We start from the raw sequence: 19694 nt of genomic DNA, 5'->3' as shown, positions 1-19694 counted from the left end.
GTACTAACAGGGACTAGATGGTGGTTGTCCGGCGATCTTCAACGGCTTGCTTGAGGTCATCCATGACATCGTCAGTACCCTCTTGAAGCCCTACACGGACGGCTAGTCGAATAATAGCGCTTCGGCTTTCGTCTGTGAGGCCTGACTCTCCGTCGTACGCCTCACGTAATTGATTAAATATATCGTCCATTCGATCATCCTCCTCAAGTGCCTGAAGGACAGCTGCAAGTGTCGGGTCATATGCAGTAACTGTCTCAGAGAGGTCCCCAGCTTCGGCTGAGTCAAGCGCGTCAACAAGGACATCAACGAAAGAGGCCTGATTTTGGGGATCATCGCGATCTAAGCGGTTTCCGGTTGATTCCTCTTCTCGCAGTTCATCTAATCTCTCATCAATATCGTTATCTGTCATTGGCTCTCTCCAAGTCGGTAGTACAGTTCTTCAGCGTTTGCAAGGAATGCATCACGCGCATCTTTGCCAGTCTTTAGAAGGTTATCTTCATTGAGATCAAACAACGTTTGACCCGCTTCAGTGACGGTCCGAATTTGCTGTGAGTCAACGACAAATTCTGGAGCCACGAGATCCGCGAACTCGTTCTCGAAGCGTTCCAAGAGGTCAGCATGAAGCGTAGTCCGCCTGTCAAACAGATTCGGAATGAGCATTCTTAGTCGTACTTCTTGCCCGTAGTTCGAGCGGATCTGTTCAAGATCATCTTCAAGCGAGCGCGCTTGCTTAAGCTCGAAACTACCCATACTGACTGGTGTCACAACGTTCTGAGCGGCCCAAAGGCCATTATAAGTGATATTGTTAGCGAGTCCTGGCATATCCAGTAGGACTACGTCCCACCGGTTGACTGGCTCCACAAACTCGTCTAAGAATGTTTGGAGTCGATTATACCGTTCGTCAACGTTATCAATGTTGCCTAGGTCTGCATCCAGTCCATCAAGATCCGGGTGTGCCGGAATAAGATCGATGCCGGCGTTAGTCTGGTAGACCAGTCGGTCAACAGCCTCCTCGTCTCCGACCATATCTGCTACGTCGCTCCACCGACTTCCCATCGTTGTCGCAACATTTGGGAAGTCGTCCTCATTCTCAATGTCAGTCTGGACCTCTCCGAGAATGCCGAGTGCATCAGCGCAATCCCCCTGCTTCCCGGCTAAGTCTACTACAAGCACACTATAACCGAGGTCATTGAGTGCAGCGCCCAAATGAACCGCACTTGTTGTTTTTCCGGTACCTCCTTTATCGAGGTATAGTGCTGCACGGCGTGTCTCAGACATCATTACCACCCTGTAACTGTACCATATAGGTATATCCTATAGGTTCATGCTATATAAAATATAGTCAGACATGGAATCGTCTCCGAGCTATCGTAACCGCTGAGACCTCTGAATTCCCACGAACTAGCCGGCCTATCTTAGAGTCCTAGAATTATGTTGTTTGTCAAAGGACAGAATTTGAGCGGAGTAGTTGAGACTGGTAGTCTTAATGCATAAGATTGGATTCGACGGTTGAACGCCAATCGTTTTCCCCGCTACCCCCTTCGATTGAATTGTATCGATCGCCGAGCACGTCGCACCGGCTGTGTGCACAGGTACAACGTATGCCACTCGCTCAACTCCTCGAACAATACGTCAGTCTGGGTATCTTCGTCCTCGCTGCAGGCCTGAGTGTACTCAGCTTCCTCGCATGGCGGCGGGAACGTGATCGTCGTATGTGGATCGTTACGCTCGGGTACGCGATGTTCGCTATCTACGGACTCATCGTGTTTCTCGAGTACCCGCTGCTCCCGTACTTCCCGTACGCTACGCTGGAATTACTCGAACACGGGAGTGCAATCCTGATCCTCGGTGGCCTCCTGGCGTTTTTCGTCGCTTTGACGCGGGACTGAGCAATGTCGGACCCGGATCTCGAATTGGCCTCTCGGCGGGAAATCTACCAGCGGATAGCCGATACGCCCGGGATTCACTTTCGCGCGCTCCTTGACGATCTTGAGTACGCACAAGGGACGCTCCAGTACCAGCTCAGGTGGCTCGCCGATGAAGACCTGATCGACGTCTCGGACGACGGCAAGTACACGCGGTACTATCCGGCTGCCGAGTTCGACGAAGCCGATCGAACAGTGATGAACGCGCTGCGCCGGGAATACAGTCGCCGCATCCTCGCACATCTTCTCACGGACGGTCCGCTCTCGACGACCGAACTGAGCGACCGAATCGACAAGGCCCAATCGACCGTCTCGTGGCATCTTTCGAAGCTCGCCGAGGCTGACCTCGTCACGAAAGAACGCGACGGCCGGAGTGTCGTCTACGAGGTCAGCGATCCCGATCGCGTCGAGTACCTCTATACGGTTCACCGGCGCTCGTTCACAGACAAAGTCGTCGACCGTATCCTAGGCCTCTGGGACAGCTACTAACCCGGGGTCGTGTTCGGCGGAATCCCCCGAAGCACCAACAGACGCAACAGGAGCACGTACACGAGAAACGCCACTGAGGGTCCCAGCAGAGGACGGATGAGTCCCGTCAGATCAGTCCCGATTGCGGCCGCGTGAATTGTCCCGAAGGCGAACCCAGCATATGCGAATGAGTGGACGACGCGTGGGCCCCAGGGGCGCTGGAAGCGTTTTGCATCAGTAAAGCCAAGCACCGCGACGACGAGCATAAGCAGTGCCCCCGCACCGACGGCGATGCCGCCCAGAAAGTACGGCATCGAGTATGCCGGCGCTGGAACCTGTCCGGTGGCGACGAACCACGCATCAAGGACACCGAGTCCCGCGTGTAGCAACGTGACGATCATCGCGAACACGGACAGTTCGATATGGATTCGTTGAGCGGCCTCGTGGAGCATTCCAAACGACTCCGTGTTGTAGAGAATTCCCGTGAGAACTGCCAGATACAACGCCGGATACGTCACGAGTGCGGCACCTCGGTCGAGGAGCCAGATGAGCTGTGACATCACGATGCCCCCGTCGTTTCGACGACATCGGGACAGCCGTCCGCGTCCTGGAACCCGTTTTTCGTTTCCGGTCGTGTCGGACACTTATCCGCGGAGTCGTTGATACCATCACCATCGTAATCGGCTGGGGCCTGTCGCGTCGAAACGGTCTGGTCGGCGAGGTCGCTTTGTTTTTGTTCGGTCGCTTGGGTGGCACGCACGTCTCCGATCTGCCAGAGCGCAGGGACAGCCACCACTAAGACGACGATTGCTACGACGGTGATTCGTTGCTTATGTGTCCAGGACATGTGTCTCAAACCCTTCTGTTGGATGAAAGACGCCGTCGTGGATGATGAGTGCCTCCAGACCCTCCCATTCTGATGCTAATTCGCGTGCCTCGGCAAGTGGGAGTGCTGCGAGGGTTGTCGCCAGGGCGTCGGCTTCCATACAGTCTCGGCGCGCCACGACGGTGACGGACTCGTGACGGGAGCCGAGCGATTCGGTGGTCGGATCGTAGACGTGGTCAGTACCGTTTCGCGACCGTCGGTATCCGCCGGATGTTGCGACGTACCAGTCCGTGTCGAGGACCTTCAGCGGTGTGTCGTCACCGTACGGGCTCTCGATGGCGACAGGTCCCGTCGGTGGGGACATATCACCGCCACCACTGACGAACCCACGTCGGCCGACGCCGCCGAGTGCCTCGCTGGCCCGATCAACGATGTACCCTTTGGCAAGGCCATTGAGGTCGAGTTCGACGTCAGTCGTGATGTGAGATCCGCGGGTTTGGACAGTTCCGGTATCAAACTCCGTTGGTGGTGTTTCGCTGTCACCACGCAGGAACGTCTTGAGGTCGTGTTCGACGCGGCCCTGGTGAATATCGAACACCCCGCCGGTCCGGTCGTTGTATTCGATTCCACGGCGAACGATTCGGGCAACGTGTTCGTTCCTGACTTCTCCTTCACGGTTGAGCTGACTGACGGCACTCGCCGCATCGAAGGCGTTCAGCTGGGCTTCGAGTGATTCAGCCGTTTTTCGAGCCGCAGTTGCCCCAGCCTCGGCCCGAACACCCGTCGCCTGAATCCGAAACGTCGTGTCACAACACTCGAACTCGCGGTAGGTGTCCCCGAACCGTTCGTAGACCGATGCGAGCGATCCCATCATCTCGGTCACTCGTCCTCTTCGTGTTCTTCCTCGTGTTCTTCGTCCTCGTGTTCCTCTTCGTATTCTTTCTCGTCGTCTTCATCCTCGTCGTCCTCTTCATACTCCTCGTGTTCTTCGTCCTCGTATCCGGACTGTGTCTGGACTGCGGGGGTAAACTCCTGATTCGGCGTCGGCGCATCCGCAGTAACCTGTTGTGAGTCGTCTGACCCAGGCGTATCTGGTGAGTTAGGTTGCTCGCCAGTCTGCGCGAGGCCGCCACCGGGCAGCGCAAGGGATCCGGCGACACCAGCTGTGAGGAGCGCACCGACGAGCGTGAAGGCGACGAGTTTGTTTTTCGGGACGGGAACGCGCATGATTAGCTACCCCTCGGTTCAGAACCACTATTTTCGATGTGTCGGTCGTTGCGTTCTGCCATTGCAGATAGAGGGTTGAGACAGCCTTAGTAAGGCGTTCGCGTCCAACCATCGAATTTTCGTACAGCTATCGAATCGGTTCAGAGCGCGAGGTGGATTCTGAGTATGTCTGTGACTTCGTTATCGAGCAGCTGGCACTACTGGCGATCCCCGGTTTGCTCTGCGTACGGAATGATTCGGCGGTTGTACGAGGATTCGATAGATGGACGCGAACGAACTTTTCGGCGTTGTATCTACGTATTTCTATGCAGACTCGTTTACAGCGAGCAAGTCTGGTCGTTGTACTCCTGCTAGTCGTTAGTGGAGTCGGCACTGTTCAAGCAGGGGCATCACCAGTAGGTGGTGATCATGCAGTTGTGGAAAATCTCAACGCAACAGAACAGTCACTTTCCCCTATTGCGGGCGTGGACGAATTGGATGGTGAGGAAAGTGAAGATGCAGAGGATTCGGACGAAGATGAGACAGGCGCTAGTCTGATTGGAGATTGGTGGGGCATTGGTGGCGAAGTGAGTGAGGCCCCGTACATTGGTGTGGTTGAAGCTGGCATTGTCTTTCTCGTCCTCGGTGTCCTCGGGTACAGTATTGTAAAGCGAAAGCGATTGCTGCCAGTGCAATACCGTCGATATCAGTTACAAACACACCAGTGGGTCGTTCTCATCGGGACGGCACTAACGCTGCCACACTTCATTGCTGTCGAAGAGTGGGAAGGCCTCGGTCTCGGAGTTGCTGTCTTACTCGGTGTAGAGGTGGCGAGTGGCCTGTACGGTCGATATCTACATCGACACGTCGTCCGGCTTGGACGAGGAGATGAGACACCGTCAGTCGTTGGCCGTGTGCTGACCGTCACCAAAGAGACTCTCTTTTCAGGATGGCGACGAGTACACGTCTTGCTGACTGTTGTTACTGCTATCGTCCTCGTCCTCCACATTATCACCGCAATCGGTGACTGACCTTCCCGTGGTCTCGACTCAGCCTGATAGTAGAGGAATGACGGCAAAGTTTGAATTAGCCCGTTTCGGACAGTGCCGCACATCTTTCGATGGACACGAGTCAGAGGCAGGGTGTTCTAGTGGTCCCGAGTGACACTTCCCGTCGTGATGTCTTTCGACGAATCGCTCAACGCCCGCACGTCGATTGGCCGGCCTACGACTCGACGCCACTGTACGACCAAAGTTCACTGACAGCGCTCACAGAGGATATCCGGACCGTCTCGGGGATCTGGTTCGAACACAGCGCTCACAACTCGGTCGAGGGGTTCGTCTGTCAGTATCCACTATCCTACGTGGAGTTCAATTCCCACGACCAGTACTCTGGTCCGACTCGATACGAGATGCCACAGCTCTTCAGGGCGTTCCTGCTGAAAGAGATACACGGCTGGAGCCACGAAACCGCGCTCGTCGAGTATCTCCGGCAGCACCCGGGACCCCGTCACTCGCTCGGGTTCGACTCCGTCCCCGACCAGTCGACACTCTGGCGCAGTTGGAACCAGCGATTCAGTGCTGACCTCCGTGAGACAGTCGAGAGGACGGCGCGGACGATTCTCATCAACGCACAGAATGCCGGTGTTGCGATTCCTCGTGACCCGGAACGGAAGCTCCAGTACCACGACGACGAGTCTAGTGCGACCGATCCGGACGAACAGACCGTTTTGGAAGAAGCAGCGAAGATCACTGACTACGTCAGCCGTGTCGTCTTTCCGGCGTTCTCGCTGGACCGTGGCGACAGCTGTGAGATACACGAGAACGCCTACTGGGACTTACAGACGTATCTCGGACTTCGCGAGCGGCTCGCCGCGAACGAGGGCGCTCGTAGTTTCACCTACGAGTCGACTCGTGAGCGAACGCCGTTAGGTCACGCCCATCGCGAGCAGATTCGCGATCTCTCGATTGACCAAATGCGAGAGATGTACCGGCAAGCCATCACTCGGCTTCTGAACGAAGTTGCGGAGACAGAGCAGTTCTTTCGAGCGGGGGTCATCGCAATCGACATCACCGAAGCTGACTCCTTCACGGGCGACCGTACGGGCCACGAGGACGAGATCATCGGAACGAAGGAGAAGACCGACGAATACGCCTACCAGTGGGCGACAGTCCAGCTGGTCGGTAACGCTGTTCCACTCGTCATCGATGCTCGCCCCGTGCGGAAAGGCGAGTCACGCAAGGAAATCGTCGAGGACTTGCTGGATTCGGCTGAGGACCTCGTTCACGTCGATAACGTGCTGATGGATCGGGAGTTCGATAGCCAGCACGTTCTGGAGATGATCAGCCAGCGCGGACTCTCGTACGTCGTTCCCAAGCGGATGCAGACCAGCGAGAAGGCCCAGGCCAAGCGATTGCTTCAGCGTGACCAGGACCGGTACGAGACTGACCGCAAACTCCATCTCGGGAAGAACGAGTGGCACGAGACGACGCTGGTCTACCGACGCAAAGAGAACTCTGAACACGACGATCATCGGCAGTACTCGGTGTTCATGACGAATGGGGCCAGTGGCCACCTCACGGAGTATGGCTACAGGTGGGAAATCGAGAGTGGCTACAGGTCGATAAAGCGATTCATGGCTGCCACTACATCAAAGAATTTCGGGCTTCGGTTCTTCTACTTCGCGTTCGCGTGTCTGCTGTACTCTATCTGGCGGGCAGTCGATCTGCTCGTCCAGGTTGAATTGACTGGGGAGTACGAGCACTCGCCGATCGTGACAGCCGACAATACGCTGACACTGCTGAAGAAAGAAACTGGAATCGGGTAGTGAGGTACTCTGTTCGGATTAGCGTGCCGTCTGAGTGGCTACGCTGCTGGAAGTCTCGAAAATTAGCCCCTATAGTTGTCTATGTGATAAGAACAGCCGCTTGGAGAGCCATCTGGGGCAGTTTCCGCTGACCGAATCGGCCAAATTAACGCATTACAGCCCCGCTAAACCCGCCGTAGTCTCAACTTCCCAATTGAGCGCAGTAGTTGAGACTAGCTTTCTCAATGCATACGGAATCTGGCGTTGTTCACAAATAGTATCGAGTGGTCGTTTGGAATAGAACTATGATACGAATTACTGGTTTTTACCCTGACGGCTTGGATCTCCTCATCGAGGATGCTGTCGAGACTGGTGTGTTCGGGGAATTAAGAGCGATGCACTACGCGAGTTCGCCCATCAATACTCCGAGGACCACGAAACAGAGCGTATACACTTATGGTTTTGTTCTCGGACGCGAGCGAATTACTGCTGCCAATCCAGCGATGCTACTTGATATCGACTGTTAAAAAAATCATACTGGAATCGATGTCATTCACCGTTGGTCCGGGAGCGTGCCAGTACGGGCCGAATTTTGAATTGCTGCTTCAGCAATATTCGCCCCATAGTCAGCACTCCTTCTGAGACTATCGAGTATCAGACCAAGCTGATGCGCGATTTTTGCATTCTCGTGATCGTAGAGTTCGCGATCCAGCTGCGTGATGTCGGATACAACATCATCACGAACCTGTAATATTTTGAACGCTTTTGAGATATCAATATCAGACAAAATGATGTTTGATGAATCTTCTATTATTTTGCGAGATGCTTCCCCGAGCTGGCATATTTTTTCACGTAATTCTTCTGGAATCGGTTCTGATTGGCTCATAACTAACTCAGCTATTTTTTCAGCGTGATCGCCTACGCGTTCAAGTTGCCGTGTGGTGTAATAGTACTCGAAGAGTTCTGCACGCGACATATTGAGTTGTGCAATCTCGTCCAGACTCTCCAAGGACCGTTGGAAGTGCCGCATTACCAGTGCAAGAAGTTTATCAACCTCGTCATCACGGTCAATAACCTGCTCAGCTAGCTTGTGGTCATTTTCAACGAAAGCGACGAGTGCATCCTCTTGCATTGAGAGTACAATAAGTCGTAGGCGTAGTGCGCTCTTCCGAACAGAGATACTCTCAGCATTGGTAAGATTCTCCAAAATCAATTTTTTGTTTGTTGCTTCCATAACTTCGAAGCCGATGAGATGTGGGAGGAAAGACTGAATAGTTTGTTTTCGGTCCGACACATCTCCTGTTGAATCGACGAGCGTAATTGAATCGCATCCACAGAGATACAGCGCATAAACTGCTTGAATCAGTTCGTCCTCGCTGTATGACTGAATATCGACGGTTGCTGTGTATGCACCTCCTGCAGAAGACGATTCAGGTTCGATAAGAATGGACCCATCCTCGTTCGGATATAGGTACAAAAGTGACCCGGACTCGATGCCGTGTTCAGAAGCCCATGGCTTTGGAAGTGAGACTGTATACGTCGTGCCGCCGGTTAGCTGCACCTTTCGTGTCTCCATAGATACTCTACACTCTTTAGGAATTATCCTTAAAATCTTATAACACCAATATAGTGCTGTACATATCTCTCTAATAGTATCCTAGGTATACCTACCATTGAGCACTATCTGTGTTTGTCCCAGATTGGTTTCTGCTGTACATAGTCTCTATACTCTCCACAGGCCACCGTTAAGACTCACTGGATGGATCTGTGGTAACAGAGATGTCTTGGCATCAATTGAACCAGCCAACTGGCAGAGAAGCGACCGTTTCACACGTCATCGAAGCAATCGACGCGACCGCCCCTGAAACCAAAGAGGACCTTGCAGACCAGCTGGATTTATCGACCCATTATATATCAGAGATATTTCAGGAACTCAAATCAGAAGGAGTGATTACGAAGTCCTACGTCATCGACAACGATGCGGTATACAAGACCGCAGACGCTGTATCACCCCTGCAGAACAAGACTTTGGATGGGACTGACGATGGAAATCATATACTTGATTTATTCCAATCGCTTTATGATAACGTTCTTAAACAATACCAAGCGGCAAAGACTACCTTTTTGGGTGACAATCCTCCGCGAACAGCCGAGGAATTAGAGCCCGTAACAAACGAACGATACGGCGCTGTACTAAGCGAACTTAGATCGTACACGCTCTCGACTAAGTGGCCAGGCAATCGGGTAGCGGCAGATTTGGCATCAATCGCGAAGGACCTCGAAATCGTCGGTGACCGTTCCAGCTTTATTTCAGAGGTCATCTCCCAAGCAGACGCCGCTCCTTCTGGAACAGTCAAAACCCGGCTCCTCGATATTTTTGACTCAGGTGAGAAAATTTCTGATATCGTTGAGACAATTCTTTTCGAGGGCGATGTCTCACAGATATCAACACTACACAGTACCGAGAAACAGATCCACCGTCAGATGTCCGAATTGTATGAACTGGCGACAGCGTTTGATGTCGATATCTACGGACATCTGGTGGTCTTAATCAGAACGGTGGAACGGATCATTCACCACTGGGTCAACGTCGGTGAACTCGCCGTCCAGGTTCATACTGGACTCGATCCCGGTCACGTCGAACTCTAATCTTTTGAGGGAGACATTCTCGCTAACCGCTCCGGTAACCCGAGTATGAGTTCAATTATGCCGGGGGCTTCTTCTTTCCGGAGGCGGGCCCTAATTCGTGTGCTCGTTATTTCAACGCTCAGAACGACGACGATGACAACAAGGATAGTCGCCATCATATTGGTGTAGTTGAACGTCTGGCGCTGCACGAGCAAGGTGTACCCGAGTCCACCAGCCCCGATCAGGCCGAGTTGGACAGCCACCCGCACGTTGAATTCGAGGATAAATAGAAACCAAGCGAGATACTGACGTGCGACCTGGCTAATCATCCCGAAAATCACAGTTTGGGGTTTACTCGCTCCAGTACTTGCAACTCCCTCTATTACCCCTGTATCGATTTCTTCGAGTTCGTCAGTGAACAACCGTCCGAGATATCCCATCGTGTCGACGGTGATCGCGAGCGTCCCGGTCAGCGGTGAGACCCCGCCAAGCGGGATGAAAATGAGTGCCCACACCAATGCAGGGATAGATCGGATAATGCTCATAACCGACCGAAAGATGAAATTGAACGGGAACGGTGTTACTCGCTCACTTCCGAGCACCCCCAGTAGGAATGCGCCGGGCGTTCCCATTAGCGTACCCGCAAACGCGATGGAAACCGTAACAATGGCTGCCCGGAACAGTTGTTCCTCTTGGATGAATGACCAGTACCGCCCGAAATCAAGGATTGGAAGTCCGAATACTGCTGTGGTTGGGAAATAGTCTCCCATCGCAATCAGAAAGTCGGGGAGAAACTTTGCCAGCTCATGGAGTGAGAAGCCGACTTGATCGTACGCGAACATCAGCCCGAATCCCAAGAATATAAGAATAGTTACTGTTTTAATCCGACTCACAAACGTTCGTCGTTTGAGTTCTGCCAGTTTACGTCCCCTCGCGGAGTCATCTGAATTGAGACCAATCCGCTTGAACACCCCTTTTTTCATGTTCTGAGCTCCGTAACGGGCTGCTCACTGTCGTTCGGAGTTGTCGACGGCGAGCCAGTTACTGTTGTAACGCCTTGATAGAGATCATCAAGAACCGCTGTGGTCAATTCACTTGGACCACCATCGAACACTACTTGACCTTCGCGGAGGCCGATGAATCTGTCTCCGAACGCCTGGGCGATATTGATTTGATGCAGGCTTGCGATCACCGGCGTGTTCCATTCCCGGGAAGCTCTGCGGAGACAGTCCATCACCTCCTCTGCACTTCCTGGATCAAGGCTCGCAACTGGCTCGTCGGCCAACATGAGGCTGGGCTCCTGAACGAGGGCGCGGGCGATCCCGACTCGCTGCTGTTGACCACCGCTCATGCTCTGAACAGACTGATGGGATTCTTCCAAAAGTCCGACTGTTTGGAGGGCTTCTAGCGCGGCAGCCTTCGACTCTTCTCCGTACCACCCCAGTAGACTTCGGACGAACCGCGTGTCATGCAACGCGCCCGTTAGCGCGTTTTTGAAAGCACTCATATCCTCGACGAGGTTGTGCTGTTGAAATACCATCCCGACGTCCGCCCGAGAGTCGTTTAGCGTCTTCCCGTCAATCGTTATTTCGCCTGATGAAGGGGTAGTGAGGTTATTCAAGCAACGAAGAAGCGTAGATTTTCCTGCGCCGGATGGTCCGAGGAGAACTACGAACTCATCGTTGTTTATTTCGAATGAAACATCCTCTAATGCGGTCGTATCGTCGTACCGCTTTGATAAATTTGATATCTTCAACATAATTGAGTCTTATTCTTCCTTTTTCGCTTCCAGAACGCCAAGATCTGTGACTCGCTTTCGAACTTCCTCGTAGTCTTCCATACTCGTGTCGGTGATCCCCGTCATGGGCAGTGACACGTCTTCACCCGATCGGTATTCTTCAAGATCACTGGCTGTCATATCTATGAGTGCCTGTTCGACTGCCTCACGTTTCGGAGAGTCCCAATCAGCGCGCGTGATTACCGGCTCGTAGGGAACGCGCTCGGAGATCCAGGCGATTTCGAGTTCCTGCTCATCAGTTTTTGTTCCGATCTTGTCCGCCCACGGTGAGTATTCAGTAATTTGATCTAACACGCCGATCTCCTGGAGATGGCTTTCTGTCAGGTAAGGATAAGCGGGTTTCCCGTAGTTGGCGTTCGCTTTGATATTTTCTCTGTCGATGAAGGTCTTGAACGATTGGTCGTGATTCGACCACGTACCACTGAAATCGACAGGATCTCCGGTCGGCGCATCACCGATATCAAGTCCAGCTTCCTTGAGTGCATAGAGCGGATACACAGATCCACTCGTTGACAAGACGTCACAGAACGAAATTTCTGCTCCTCTGAGATCGGTAAGGCTCTCAATATTGTATTCTGGTTTAGTGACGAGCATAGAGAAGTAGAACGATGATGTTCCGGCGAGATACTGCGTTCCGAGAACATCGACGAGGTCGGGGAAAGAAAAGGCAACAATATCTCCAATCGATAACTCAGCCCGTCCACTTTTTAGAGACCGCTCGACACCGGAGTACCCATTAGATACCGGCGTTTCGACTGTAATACCGTCGATCTCCGCTTCGAGATGTTTTTTTACTGGCTCGTACTGGGCTTTCATGTCCTGCGGGTTCTCGACGGGCTTGAGGAGAAACGTTACAGTTTCCCCGTCTGTTTCGGATCCTTGGCTGCTTCCAAGACACCCTGCAGCACCGGCCATTGCTACAACACCTCCAGCAATGAATCCTCGCCGAGTTGTCGATCCTGCACGGTCAGTCGATTCAGTGCTGACATCGAATGTTGGCTCGGTATCGAATCCCTCTGGGTTAGCGGTCATACACACTGAAGATTAGGTGATTCCCCAATAACCGTTGTCTGAGTAGAGTATAGGCGACCTTCCCCGTTAGCGAATTATGCTACCATCACCGTCTGAAGGACTTGTTTTCGATACCGATCCGTTTTGATCTGGGTTTGAATGTGTATCCTGAACCTTCGTACATAGCTCTATAAACTCTGTTTCATGGGGTGGTCATTTTTCCTCCATTCGAAAATTCCAATAGAGAGTACTCAGAGAATGCTTAATGGATTGTTGGGGCTTTTGTAAGTTGCTTGTATGAACGATGCCTACGACCGCTCGGATCGGTTCGAGCTCATCGCTGCATGTGATGAGGACGTACTCGCTCGATTCGCGAATGAAATTCTCGAGCCGAATCCGAATATGACGGTCCTTCAGGAACCGAAGCCACAGTTGCTTATGCAGCAGGTACGTGAGCCTGTTGAGCATCGCCCGTTCAACCTAGGCGAAGTCGTGGTCACTCCTGCGGAGGTAAAGCTCAGTCAGAACCGCGGCTTTGCGATGCAGCCTGGGAAATCCGAACGAGCCGCACTTTCTGGGGCTATCGTTGATGCTGCTGTCGCGGCCCGCCACGAGTTGAGCGATAAAATAGTGGAAAAGCTCGAAGCGGTCGGCAAGAGCCGCCGAGCCGAACAGACACACGAGTGGAATGAGAGCCGTCATACTGCGGTCGAATTCGAGACGATGGAGGACGAATTATGAGATCACTCGGTCTCGATCCTGTCCACGGGACACGTGAGACCTTCCGAACACTTTGTGACGCGATGAGTCGGCCTGGAACGATCCAGCAGACGCCGAATGAACCGGCCGACTATGCCGTTGTAGCGACTCTCGTTGACCACGAGGTCAAAACCTACACGCCAGATAGTACGCTAAAAAAGGCTCTTTCAGAGCAGGGCCGCCTGCAGGACGCACAACCGGAAGATGCTGATATCGTTCACACCCACGGCGCGCCATCGTGGGATGTCGGTGAGCTGGACCGTGGATCACTCGTTGAACCCAGTGACGGGGCGACAGTAATATATCGTGTCGAGTCGGTTTCGAACAGTAATACCAACGGCTCGACGAGCGTTACGCTGTCAGGGCCGGGAGTCTCAGATGCGACGACGGTGCACATTGGGCTACCAGCCGCCGAACTCGATTCGATTCACCAAGCTCAGTCGACGTATCCACGCGGTATCGACGTAGTGTTCACCGTCGGAGACCAGATCGTCGCAGTACCACGGTCTGTCTCTATGGAGGTGGTTTGAGATGGGGTACGTCGCCGTCAAGGCCGGCGAAGAACTCATCGATCGTGCGGAGCAGTTGTTCGAAAAACAGCGTTTAAACACCACTGGTGAAGTCCTCTCTTTGGATGAAATTGAGGGACAGCTTGGGCGTCTGAGCGCACAGGTCATGAGCGATAGCGGTCTCTACGCCCCGCGACTCGCTGCCCTTGCGGTGAAACAGGCTCAGGGTGACACTGTCGAGGCTTCGTTCTTGTTGCGCGCGTACCGCTCAACCTTGGAACGTTGGGGGGAAACAGATCCGGTGGATCCAGACGAAATGTTTGCGATCAGGCGGGTCTCTCCTGCATACAAAGACGTCCCGGGCGGACAGATTCTCGGTCCTACAAAGGACTACACACAGCGCTTACTCGATTTTGATCTTGCGGATGAATCTGAAACCAACAAATCCGTGAATCCGACGGATGAGTGGGATATCGATGAGGAGTCTCCCGAGACGCTGACGAACGTAATGGACCTCCTCCGTGATGAGGGGCTTGTACACGAACCGGATAGCGACTACGAATCTTCACCAACGGACACGACACGAGAGTCCGTGACACATCCGGCCAGTCGTGATACCATCTTGCAAGAACTTGCTCGCGGTGAAACCGGCGCCGTTACCGCACTTGGCTATTCGGCGCTCCGAGGATACGGTCAGGTTCACCCGACACTCGCCGAAGTCAAGGTCGGCCGATTGCCGGTGACAATCGACCATCCGTACACTGGAGATTCAGTGACCGTTACCGAAGTCGAGGTGAGCGAAAGCGAGGCTGTTGTCCCGGTGTATGCAAAGCGTGACGATCCGCAGTTCGCGTTCGGTTACGGGTTAACGTTTGGACGTAACGAGCGCAAAGCAATCTCGATGACTATTCTGGACGCGTCGATACAACTTGATGGTGAGGACGAGCCGGCTGAAGACCCCGAGTTCGTCCTCGACACGATTGATGGAATGGATTCCTTCGGGTTTATCGAACACCTCAAACTCCCCCACTACGTCACGTTCCAGTCGATCCTCGATCGGATTCGTGGTATTCGTGACCGGAAGGGGCTCAAGAACGGGTCCGAATCAGGCAGACCCGACGCGGATAGCTCAGAGGTGAACGCCGATGACTGACAACAACGCTGTTTCCGACGGGACAGTTTCTGTTAATTCGGTTGATGCGGCTTTAGAAGCGCTTAACGGTGACGGACTGGAGGGCTACAACTACGCCTACCTGGACGAACACACGAAACGCGAGGTCCGGCGTGCCCTTCTCAAAGCTATTGCACTCCCGGGCCATCAAGTACCGTACGCATCGCGACCGATGCCGCTAGCTCGCGGCTGGGGTACCGGGGGTATTCAGGCATCACTGTCGCTTCTGGGTCCCAAGGATACGTTCAAAGTTATCGATCAGGGCTCCGACGAGTCGGTCAACGCGGCAAATATTCGCCGATTAGCCGCTAACACCGCAGATGTAGAAACAACAACCGATACCACAGACGCAGACGTTATTCAGACCCGCCACCGCATCCCCGAGGAAGTACTGACTGACGAGCAGATTCTCGTATTACAGGTGCCTATCACGGACGCTCTCAGAAAGGTCGATGGCTCGGACGCGGCCAACCGGCGTCGACATGCCCACAAGAACTACGGGAAGATGTGGGTGCATCTTTATGAAAACGTCGTCGAATACGGCGAAATCAACATCGCAGCCCGGTACCCGGTGATGGTCGCCGGGCGCTATCTGATGGATCCGTCGCCGATCCCGCGCTGGGACGTTCCCAAACTGGACGATGCAGACAACCTGTTCGTGTTCGCTGCTGGCCGTGAGGCCCGCATCTACGCCGTGCCACCACACACGGACATCAAGCCGCTGGCCTTCGAGGACCGCGAGTTTCAGGTTGAGCGGTTCCCCGAAACGCGCTGTCACGCCTGCGGATCGACGGACACATTCTTGATCGAAGTCGAGACTGACGACGGCCAGCGCGTCTATGCGTGCAACGATACGTCGTTCTGCCTGAAACGGCAGGATGCTCCCGATCTCACCAAAGACCACCAGTGCGACAGTGACGGGGTTGACTGGGGTCCTGGAACACCAGATGCGGCCGGCGATTCGGGAGGTGACGACGCATGAATCTGTTTGAAGCCGACGGCTTGACCAAACGATACGGTGACGGTTGTCCGGACTGTATCAGTCGAACCGGTGACGCAGCCGGGACGAACCAGTGTCCGACATGCGGAAGCATCGTCGCCTGTGCCGATGTCGATCTGACCGTCGAAATGGGCGAAGTGCTCGGTATCGTCGGCGAGTCAGGGTCGGGCAAGTCGAGTCTCGCGGAAATGCTCGCGATCGAACCCGCTGAGGACGGTACCGTCGACGGTGACCTTCGGTACGAACAGTACGACGGAAACCTGCTACAGGCCGACTACCAGACGCGACAGCGCTTGCGTAACGACCACATTAGTCTCGTCCACCAGCACATTCGTGACGGGCTCCAACTGGAGTTTTCCGGCGGTGGGAACGTCGCAGAGAAGCTCCTCGCTGCCGGATGGCGTAATTACGAAGATGTCCGAACCCGTGTCCGAGAATTGTTCGAGGAAACGGAAGTTCCGGTCGACCGAATGGACGACCCGACACACACCTACTCTGGTGGGATGAAACGGCGTGTCCAGATTGCTCGTGCACTCGCTACCAATCCCGAACTCGTCGTCCTCGACGAGCCGACGACAGGGCTGGACGTGAGTGTCCAAGCACAGGTCCTAGATACGTTCCGACGTATCCAACGCGAGCAAGATGTGGCTGCGATCGTCGTCTCACACGACCTCGAAGTGGTTCGGTTACTGGCCGATCGGACGCTCGTGATGCGTCACGGACGCGTCATTGAGTCCGGTCTCACTGACCGCATTATGGAAGACCCACACCACGAATACACGCAGATGCTGATCAATTCGGTGATATAAAGAATGGTACTATCAATCGAGAACCTGAGCAAGACTTTCGAGATGCACATTCTGGACCATAAGCAAGTCGTCGGTCTAGACGACATCTCATTCACAGTCGACGATGGAGAGTTCGTCGCCGTCGTCGGTGAATCCGGCAGCGGAAAGTCGTCACTGCTAAAATGCATTTATCGAACCTACGAACCGTCGAGTGGATCGATCCTCTATCAGAACGGCGGCGATGAGGTCGATCTGGCGACCTGTGACGAGCGCGAGGTTCTCCGACTCCGTGAGAACGCCATCGGGTACACTTCCCAGTTCCTCACAGAGATTCCTCGGGTACCGGCAGTCGATGTTGTCGCTCGTCCACTCCGTGAGCAGGGAATGGCCACCGACGCCGCCCGTCAACGTGCAGAAGAGCTACTCTCCCGGTTACAGTTGCCGTCGGAACTGTGGGAAGCGTATCCTGCGACCTTCAGTGGTGGCGAACGACAACGAGTAAATCTCGCGCAGGCGCTGGCCACAGATCCAGACCTCCTGTTACTCGATGAACCGACCAGTGCCCTCGACCCGGATACCCGGGAAGCCGCGATCGAGCTCCTTCGTGACGCACTTGATGACGGCACCACCGTTATCGGTGTCTTCCACAACGCTGACGTCGTCGAGGCAGTGGCAGACCGTGTCGTCGTCGTCGACCAGGCACAGCTACAACGCATCGTAGACGTGGACGAGTATCAGGGGGTGGTAGTATGAGTAGCCAATACGACGATCAGATGTCGACCGCGACGAGGGTCATTAAAAACGCACGCATCGTTACGCCCACTGATATCATCGAAGGAGCAATCCGAATTGAGGGTGACCGCCTCGCCGGCATCGGCGATGTCGACCGTCAGGCAGATCAGCGTATCGACGCCGAAGGGTGTTTGGTACTCCCCGGACTGATCGACCTCCACGGCGACGACATCGAAACCGAACTGTATCCGCGGTCAGGGGCACGTATGGACACGGGACTCGCCTTGGCTGCAAGTGACCGTGCGAACGTCGCAGCCGGAATCACGACGAAGTTCCACGCGATCTCCTTCGAGGTCGATCACGAGGCCGATCGGTCACCTGAAATAGCGTCAGAAATTACGGCTGCCGTCCGAGACTCCGACGACCTCATAGCCGATCACCGAATCCACGCTCGGTGTGAAGTAACACAGGAGGAGTCAGTCGACGCGGTGAATGCTGTCATCAATGACGAAACGGTGAGCCTCGTCTCGGTGATGAGCCATGTACCAGGAAAAGGACAGTTCGAGGACGAGGAGGCGTTCCGTCAGTACTACCAGGGCTCACGCGATCACTCGGCTGAGGAGATAGAAAACATAATTCAGCGGCGTCAGCGGCCGAATGTCGAGACGATACGTGACCGAGTGACCGACATTGTCTCGACGGCCACGCGTCATAATATCCCCGTAGCGTCACATGACGACGAAAATGCCGGTGAGGTCGAACACCTCGACGATGTCGGTGTCGACATAAGTGAGTACCCGATTACGATCGAGACAGCACAGCGAGCCCACGACCTCGGGATGACTGTCACAATGGGGGCACCGAATCTCGTCCGTGGCGAGAGCCAGTGGGGGAACCTCCGAACAGCAGATGCGATAGACGCCGACGCAGTCGACGCATTGGTCGCGGATTACTATCCGATGTCGCTTCTGGCGGCGCCGTTCGTCGACACAGGAGAACCGCTTCCGACCCGAGTCGCCCGCGTCACAAAGAATCCGGCCGAAGCCGTTGGACTGACAGATAGAGGGCGGATTATCGAGGATGCCCGGGCTGATCTCGTGGTAGTCGACGAAGAACCGACGCCGACAGTGGTCCGTGCGTTCGTCGCCGGGGACCCAGTCTTCCACGCGGAGGGTACGCAATGACTCGACTTGGGGCCGCAATGGACGTTCGGTTCGAGGAGTCGGTCGAAGAGTTCATCGAACTAATCACCTCATTAGGTCTGAACCACATCGAACTCAAGCGTGAGTATCTCGAAGGACACCCCGACGCACCGTCGGCTGCCGCAGTCGGCGAGTTGGCCGAACAGTACGACATCTCTGTGACGTACCACGCACCGTTCAGGGACTGGAATATTGGCAGCTTCAACGATGCTATCCGGGAAGCAAGCGTCGATCAGGTCCGAGACACGCTTGACGATGCACTTGCCGCAGACGCCGAAGGAGTTGTCCTCCATGGCGGCTCGGTTCCGCATCGCTACCCAAAGTGGGTTCGTCAAGAGGCGGCTGCAAATGCACATCGCTCACTAGTCGAATGCGCCGAATACGCTGACGACGTCGGAGTCCCACTCTGCTTGGAGAATCAGCCTCGAAACGATGCGAAACATCGCTATACGACCACGCCAACGACCCTCGCCAAGACGCTTGCAGAGGTCCCTGTCTCAGCTGAAACGCTCCAGGTCACTCTCGATATCGGGCACGCGAAAGCGAACGGTGAACACTGGCAAGAGTTCGTAGACCAGTTCGGGGACCGAATACACATTTGTCACCTGCACGATAACGATGGGAACGAGGACACACACGAACCCTTGACGGAGTATAAGCATCTCGTGGACGCTATCCCAGCTGACACATTTGTATTCGAAATGAAAGACACGGCTGATATCGCTCAGTGTGTCCGTCCTGGCGCGACCAATTAGACCTCCCGTTAAGAATCTTCTCCTCATATTAATGTTGGAATCATCGTTACGAGTGGCTCTGTGGCCTGTCTATGATTTAATCATCTGCTCGTCCACGTCGGTTGGGCTGG

The 19694-nt window shown here is 54.4% G+C and carries 23 protein-coding genes; 13 read left to right on the top strand and 10 right to left on the bottom strand.

From position 1 onward, the window contains the following. Positions 1 to 13: 13 nt before the first annotated feature. Positions 14 to 409: a hypothetical protein gene (locus tag RBH20_RS20650; protein WP_080510005.1), complete on the bottom strand. Its 396-nt coding sequence runs from the start codon at positions 407 to 409 to the stop codon at positions 14 to 16. Further along, entirely contained in the window at positions 406 to 1278 is an 873-nt protein-coding gene (locus RBH20_RS20645) for a ParA family protein (RefSeq protein ID WP_306712227.1), read from the bottom strand. Before RBH20_RS20645 ends, RBH20_RS20650 begins: the two co-directional genes overlap by 4 nt. Before the next feature lie 323 nt (positions 1279 to 1601). On the opposite strand from RBH20_RS20645, the gene RBH20_RS20640 reads away from it, so the two are divergent. Both RBH20_RS20640 and RBH20_RS20635 read left to right on the top strand, forming a co-directional pair. Further along, entirely contained in the window at positions 1602 to 1889 is a 288-nt protein-coding gene (locus tag RBH20_RS20640) for a hypothetical protein (protein WP_306712225.1), read from the top strand. Positions 1890 to 1892: 3 nt separating this feature from the next. Further along, positions 1893 to 2414, top strand: coding sequence for a metalloregulator ArsR/SmtB family transcription factor (locus tag RBH20_RS20635; protein WP_306712223.1), 522 nt, complete (start codon positions 1893 to 1895; stop codon positions 2412 to 2414). On the opposite strand, the gene RBH20_RS20630 is transcribed toward RBH20_RS20635, so the two are convergent. Genes RBH20_RS20630 through RBH20_RS20615 form a run of 4 tightly spaced genes read right to left on the bottom strand, consistent with a single transcriptional unit; the run spans position 2411 to position 4446 of the window. Beyond that, positions 2411 to 2953, bottom strand: coding sequence for a hypothetical protein (locus RBH20_RS20630; protein WP_306712221.1), 543 nt, complete (start codon positions 2951 to 2953; stop codon positions 2411 to 2413). The two genes, RBH20_RS20635 and RBH20_RS20630, sit on opposite strands and share 4 nt — an antisense overlap. After that, complete coding sequence (locus RBH20_RS20625; RefSeq protein WP_306712219.1) at positions 2953 to 3240, bottom strand: thrombospondin type 3 repeat-containing protein; 288 nt, start codon at positions 3238 to 3240, stop codon at positions 2953 to 2955. Before RBH20_RS20625 ends, RBH20_RS20630 begins: the two co-directional genes overlap by 1 nt. Beyond that, positions 3224 to 4093, bottom strand: a complete 870-nt coding sequence (locus RBH20_RS20620; protein ID WP_306712217.1) for an FAD:protein FMN transferase — start codon at positions 4091 to 4093, stop codon at positions 3224 to 3226. The genes RBH20_RS20625 and RBH20_RS20620 overlap by 17 nt, the downstream gene beginning before the upstream one ends. Before the next feature lie 5 nt (positions 4094 to 4098). Next, positions 4099 to 4446: a hypothetical protein gene (locus RBH20_RS20615; RefSeq protein WP_306712215.1), complete on the bottom strand. Its 348-nt coding sequence runs from the start codon at positions 4444 to 4446 to the stop codon at positions 4099 to 4101. A 416-nt stretch (positions 4447 to 4862) separates the two neighbouring features. On the opposite strand from RBH20_RS20615, the gene RBH20_RS20610 reads away from it, so the two are divergent. Together RBH20_RS20610 and RBH20_RS20605 are read left to right on the top strand one after the other, a co-directional pair. Continuing rightward, the gene (locus tag RBH20_RS20610) at positions 4863 to 5456 is read left to right on the top strand and encodes a hypothetical protein (protein ID WP_306712213.1); all 594 of its coding nucleotides are present in this window, start codon (positions 4863 to 4865) and stop codon (positions 5454 to 5456) included. An 89-nt stretch (positions 5457 to 5545) separates the two neighbouring features. Beyond that, positions 5546 to 7252, top strand: a complete 1707-nt coding sequence (locus tag RBH20_RS20605; RefSeq protein ID WP_306712211.1) for a transposase — start codon at positions 5546 to 5548, stop codon at positions 7250 to 7252. A 532-nt stretch (positions 7253 to 7784) separates the two neighbouring features. Here the strand turns inward: RBH20_RS20605 and RBH20_RS20595 are convergent. Then, on the bottom strand, positions 7785 to 8807 hold the full coding sequence (locus tag RBH20_RS20595) for a phosphate uptake regulator PhoU (protein WP_306712209.1): 1023 nt from the start codon (positions 8805 to 8807) through the stop codon (positions 7785 to 7787). 203 nt (positions 8808 to 9010) lie between these two features. On the opposite strand from RBH20_RS20595, the gene RBH20_RS20590 reads away from it, so the two are divergent. Beyond that, entirely contained in the window at positions 9011 to 9880 is an 870-nt protein-coding gene (locus tag RBH20_RS20590; RefSeq protein WP_306712207.1) for a PhoU family transcriptional regulator, read from the top strand. Here RBH20_RS20590 and phnE read toward each other — a convergent pair. The 3 genes from phnE to RBH20_RS20575 are packed head-to-tail and all read right to left on the bottom strand — an operon-like array spanning position 9877 to position 12689. After that, on the bottom strand, positions 9877 to 10842 hold the full coding sequence (phnE, locus tag RBH20_RS20585) for a phosphonate ABC transporter, permease protein PhnE (protein WP_306712205.1): 966 nt from the start codon (positions 10840 to 10842) through the stop codon (positions 9877 to 9879). The two genes, RBH20_RS20590 and phnE, sit on opposite strands and share 4 nt — an antisense overlap. Beyond that, complete coding sequence (gene phnC / locus RBH20_RS20580) at positions 10839 to 11618, bottom strand: phosphonate ABC transporter ATP-binding protein (RefSeq protein ID WP_306712204.1); 780 nt, start codon at positions 11616 to 11618, stop codon at positions 10839 to 10841. The genes phnE and phnC overlap by 4 nt, the downstream gene beginning before the upstream one ends. Before the next feature lie 9 nt (positions 11619 to 11627). Further along, the gene (locus RBH20_RS20575) at positions 11628 to 12689 is read right to left on the bottom strand and encodes a phosphate/phosphite/phosphonate ABC transporter substrate-binding protein (RefSeq protein WP_306712202.1); all 1062 of its coding nucleotides are present in this window, start codon (positions 12687 to 12689) and stop codon (positions 11628 to 11630) included. A gap of 276 nt (positions 12690 to 12965) precedes the next feature. Here RBH20_RS20575 and phnG point away from each other — a divergent pair, with 276 nt between their 5' ends. Genes phnG through RBH20_RS20535 form a run of 8 tightly spaced genes read left to right on the top strand, consistent with a single transcriptional unit; the run spans position 12966 to position 19584 of the window. Next, positions 12966 to 13409, top strand: a complete 444-nt coding sequence (phnG, locus tag RBH20_RS20570) for a phosphonate C-P lyase system protein PhnG (protein WP_306712200.1) — start codon at positions 12966 to 12968, stop codon at positions 13407 to 13409. After that, entirely contained in the window at positions 13406 to 13957 is a 552-nt protein-coding gene (phnH, locus tag RBH20_RS20565; protein ID WP_306712198.1) for a phosphonate C-P lyase system protein PhnH, read from the top strand. The genes phnG and phnH overlap by 4 nt, the downstream gene beginning before the upstream one ends. 1 nt (position 13958) lies before the next feature. Continuing rightward, entirely contained in the window at positions 13959 to 15089 is a 1131-nt protein-coding gene (locus RBH20_RS20560; protein WP_306712196.1) for a carbon-phosphorus lyase complex subunit PhnI, read from the top strand. After that, the gene (locus RBH20_RS20555) at positions 15082 to 16089 is read left to right on the top strand and encodes an alpha-D-ribose 1-methylphosphonate 5-phosphate C-P-lyase PhnJ (protein ID WP_306712194.1); all 1008 of its coding nucleotides are present in this window, start codon (positions 15082 to 15084) and stop codon (positions 16087 to 16089) included. The genes RBH20_RS20560 and RBH20_RS20555 overlap by 8 nt, the downstream gene beginning before the upstream one ends. Further along, the gene (locus RBH20_RS20550; protein ID WP_306712191.1) at positions 16086 to 16916 is read left to right on the top strand and encodes an ATP-binding cassette domain-containing protein; all 831 of its coding nucleotides are present in this window, start codon (positions 16086 to 16088) and stop codon (positions 16914 to 16916) included. Before RBH20_RS20555 ends, RBH20_RS20550 begins: the two co-directional genes overlap by 4 nt. Before the next feature lie 3 nt (positions 16917 to 16919). Further along, positions 16920 to 17648 (top strand): phosphonate C-P lyase system protein PhnL, encoded by a 729-nt coding sequence (phnL, locus tag RBH20_RS20545; RefSeq protein ID WP_306712189.1) that lies wholly within the window; start codon positions 16920 to 16922, stop codon positions 17646 to 17648. Beyond that, on the top strand, positions 17645 to 18811 hold the full coding sequence (locus RBH20_RS20540) for an alpha-D-ribose 1-methylphosphonate 5-triphosphate diphosphatase (protein WP_306712187.1): 1167 nt from the start codon (positions 17645 to 17647) through the stop codon (positions 18809 to 18811). The genes phnL and RBH20_RS20540 overlap by 4 nt, the downstream gene beginning before the upstream one ends. Next, positions 18808 to 19584, top strand: coding sequence for a sugar phosphate isomerase/epimerase (locus RBH20_RS20535; protein ID WP_306712185.1), 777 nt, complete (start codon positions 18808 to 18810; stop codon positions 19582 to 19584). Before RBH20_RS20540 ends, RBH20_RS20535 begins: the two co-directional genes overlap by 4 nt. Positions 19585 to 19694: the final 110 nt, after the last annotated feature.

The sequence above is a fragment of the Haloarcula sp. H-GB4 genome, from assembly GCF_030848575.1.
Taxonomy (GTDB): domain Archaea; phylum Halobacteriota; class Halobacteria; order Halobacteriales; family Haloarculaceae; genus Haloarcula.
This window is presented reverse-complemented; position numbering and strand designations above follow the sequence as displayed.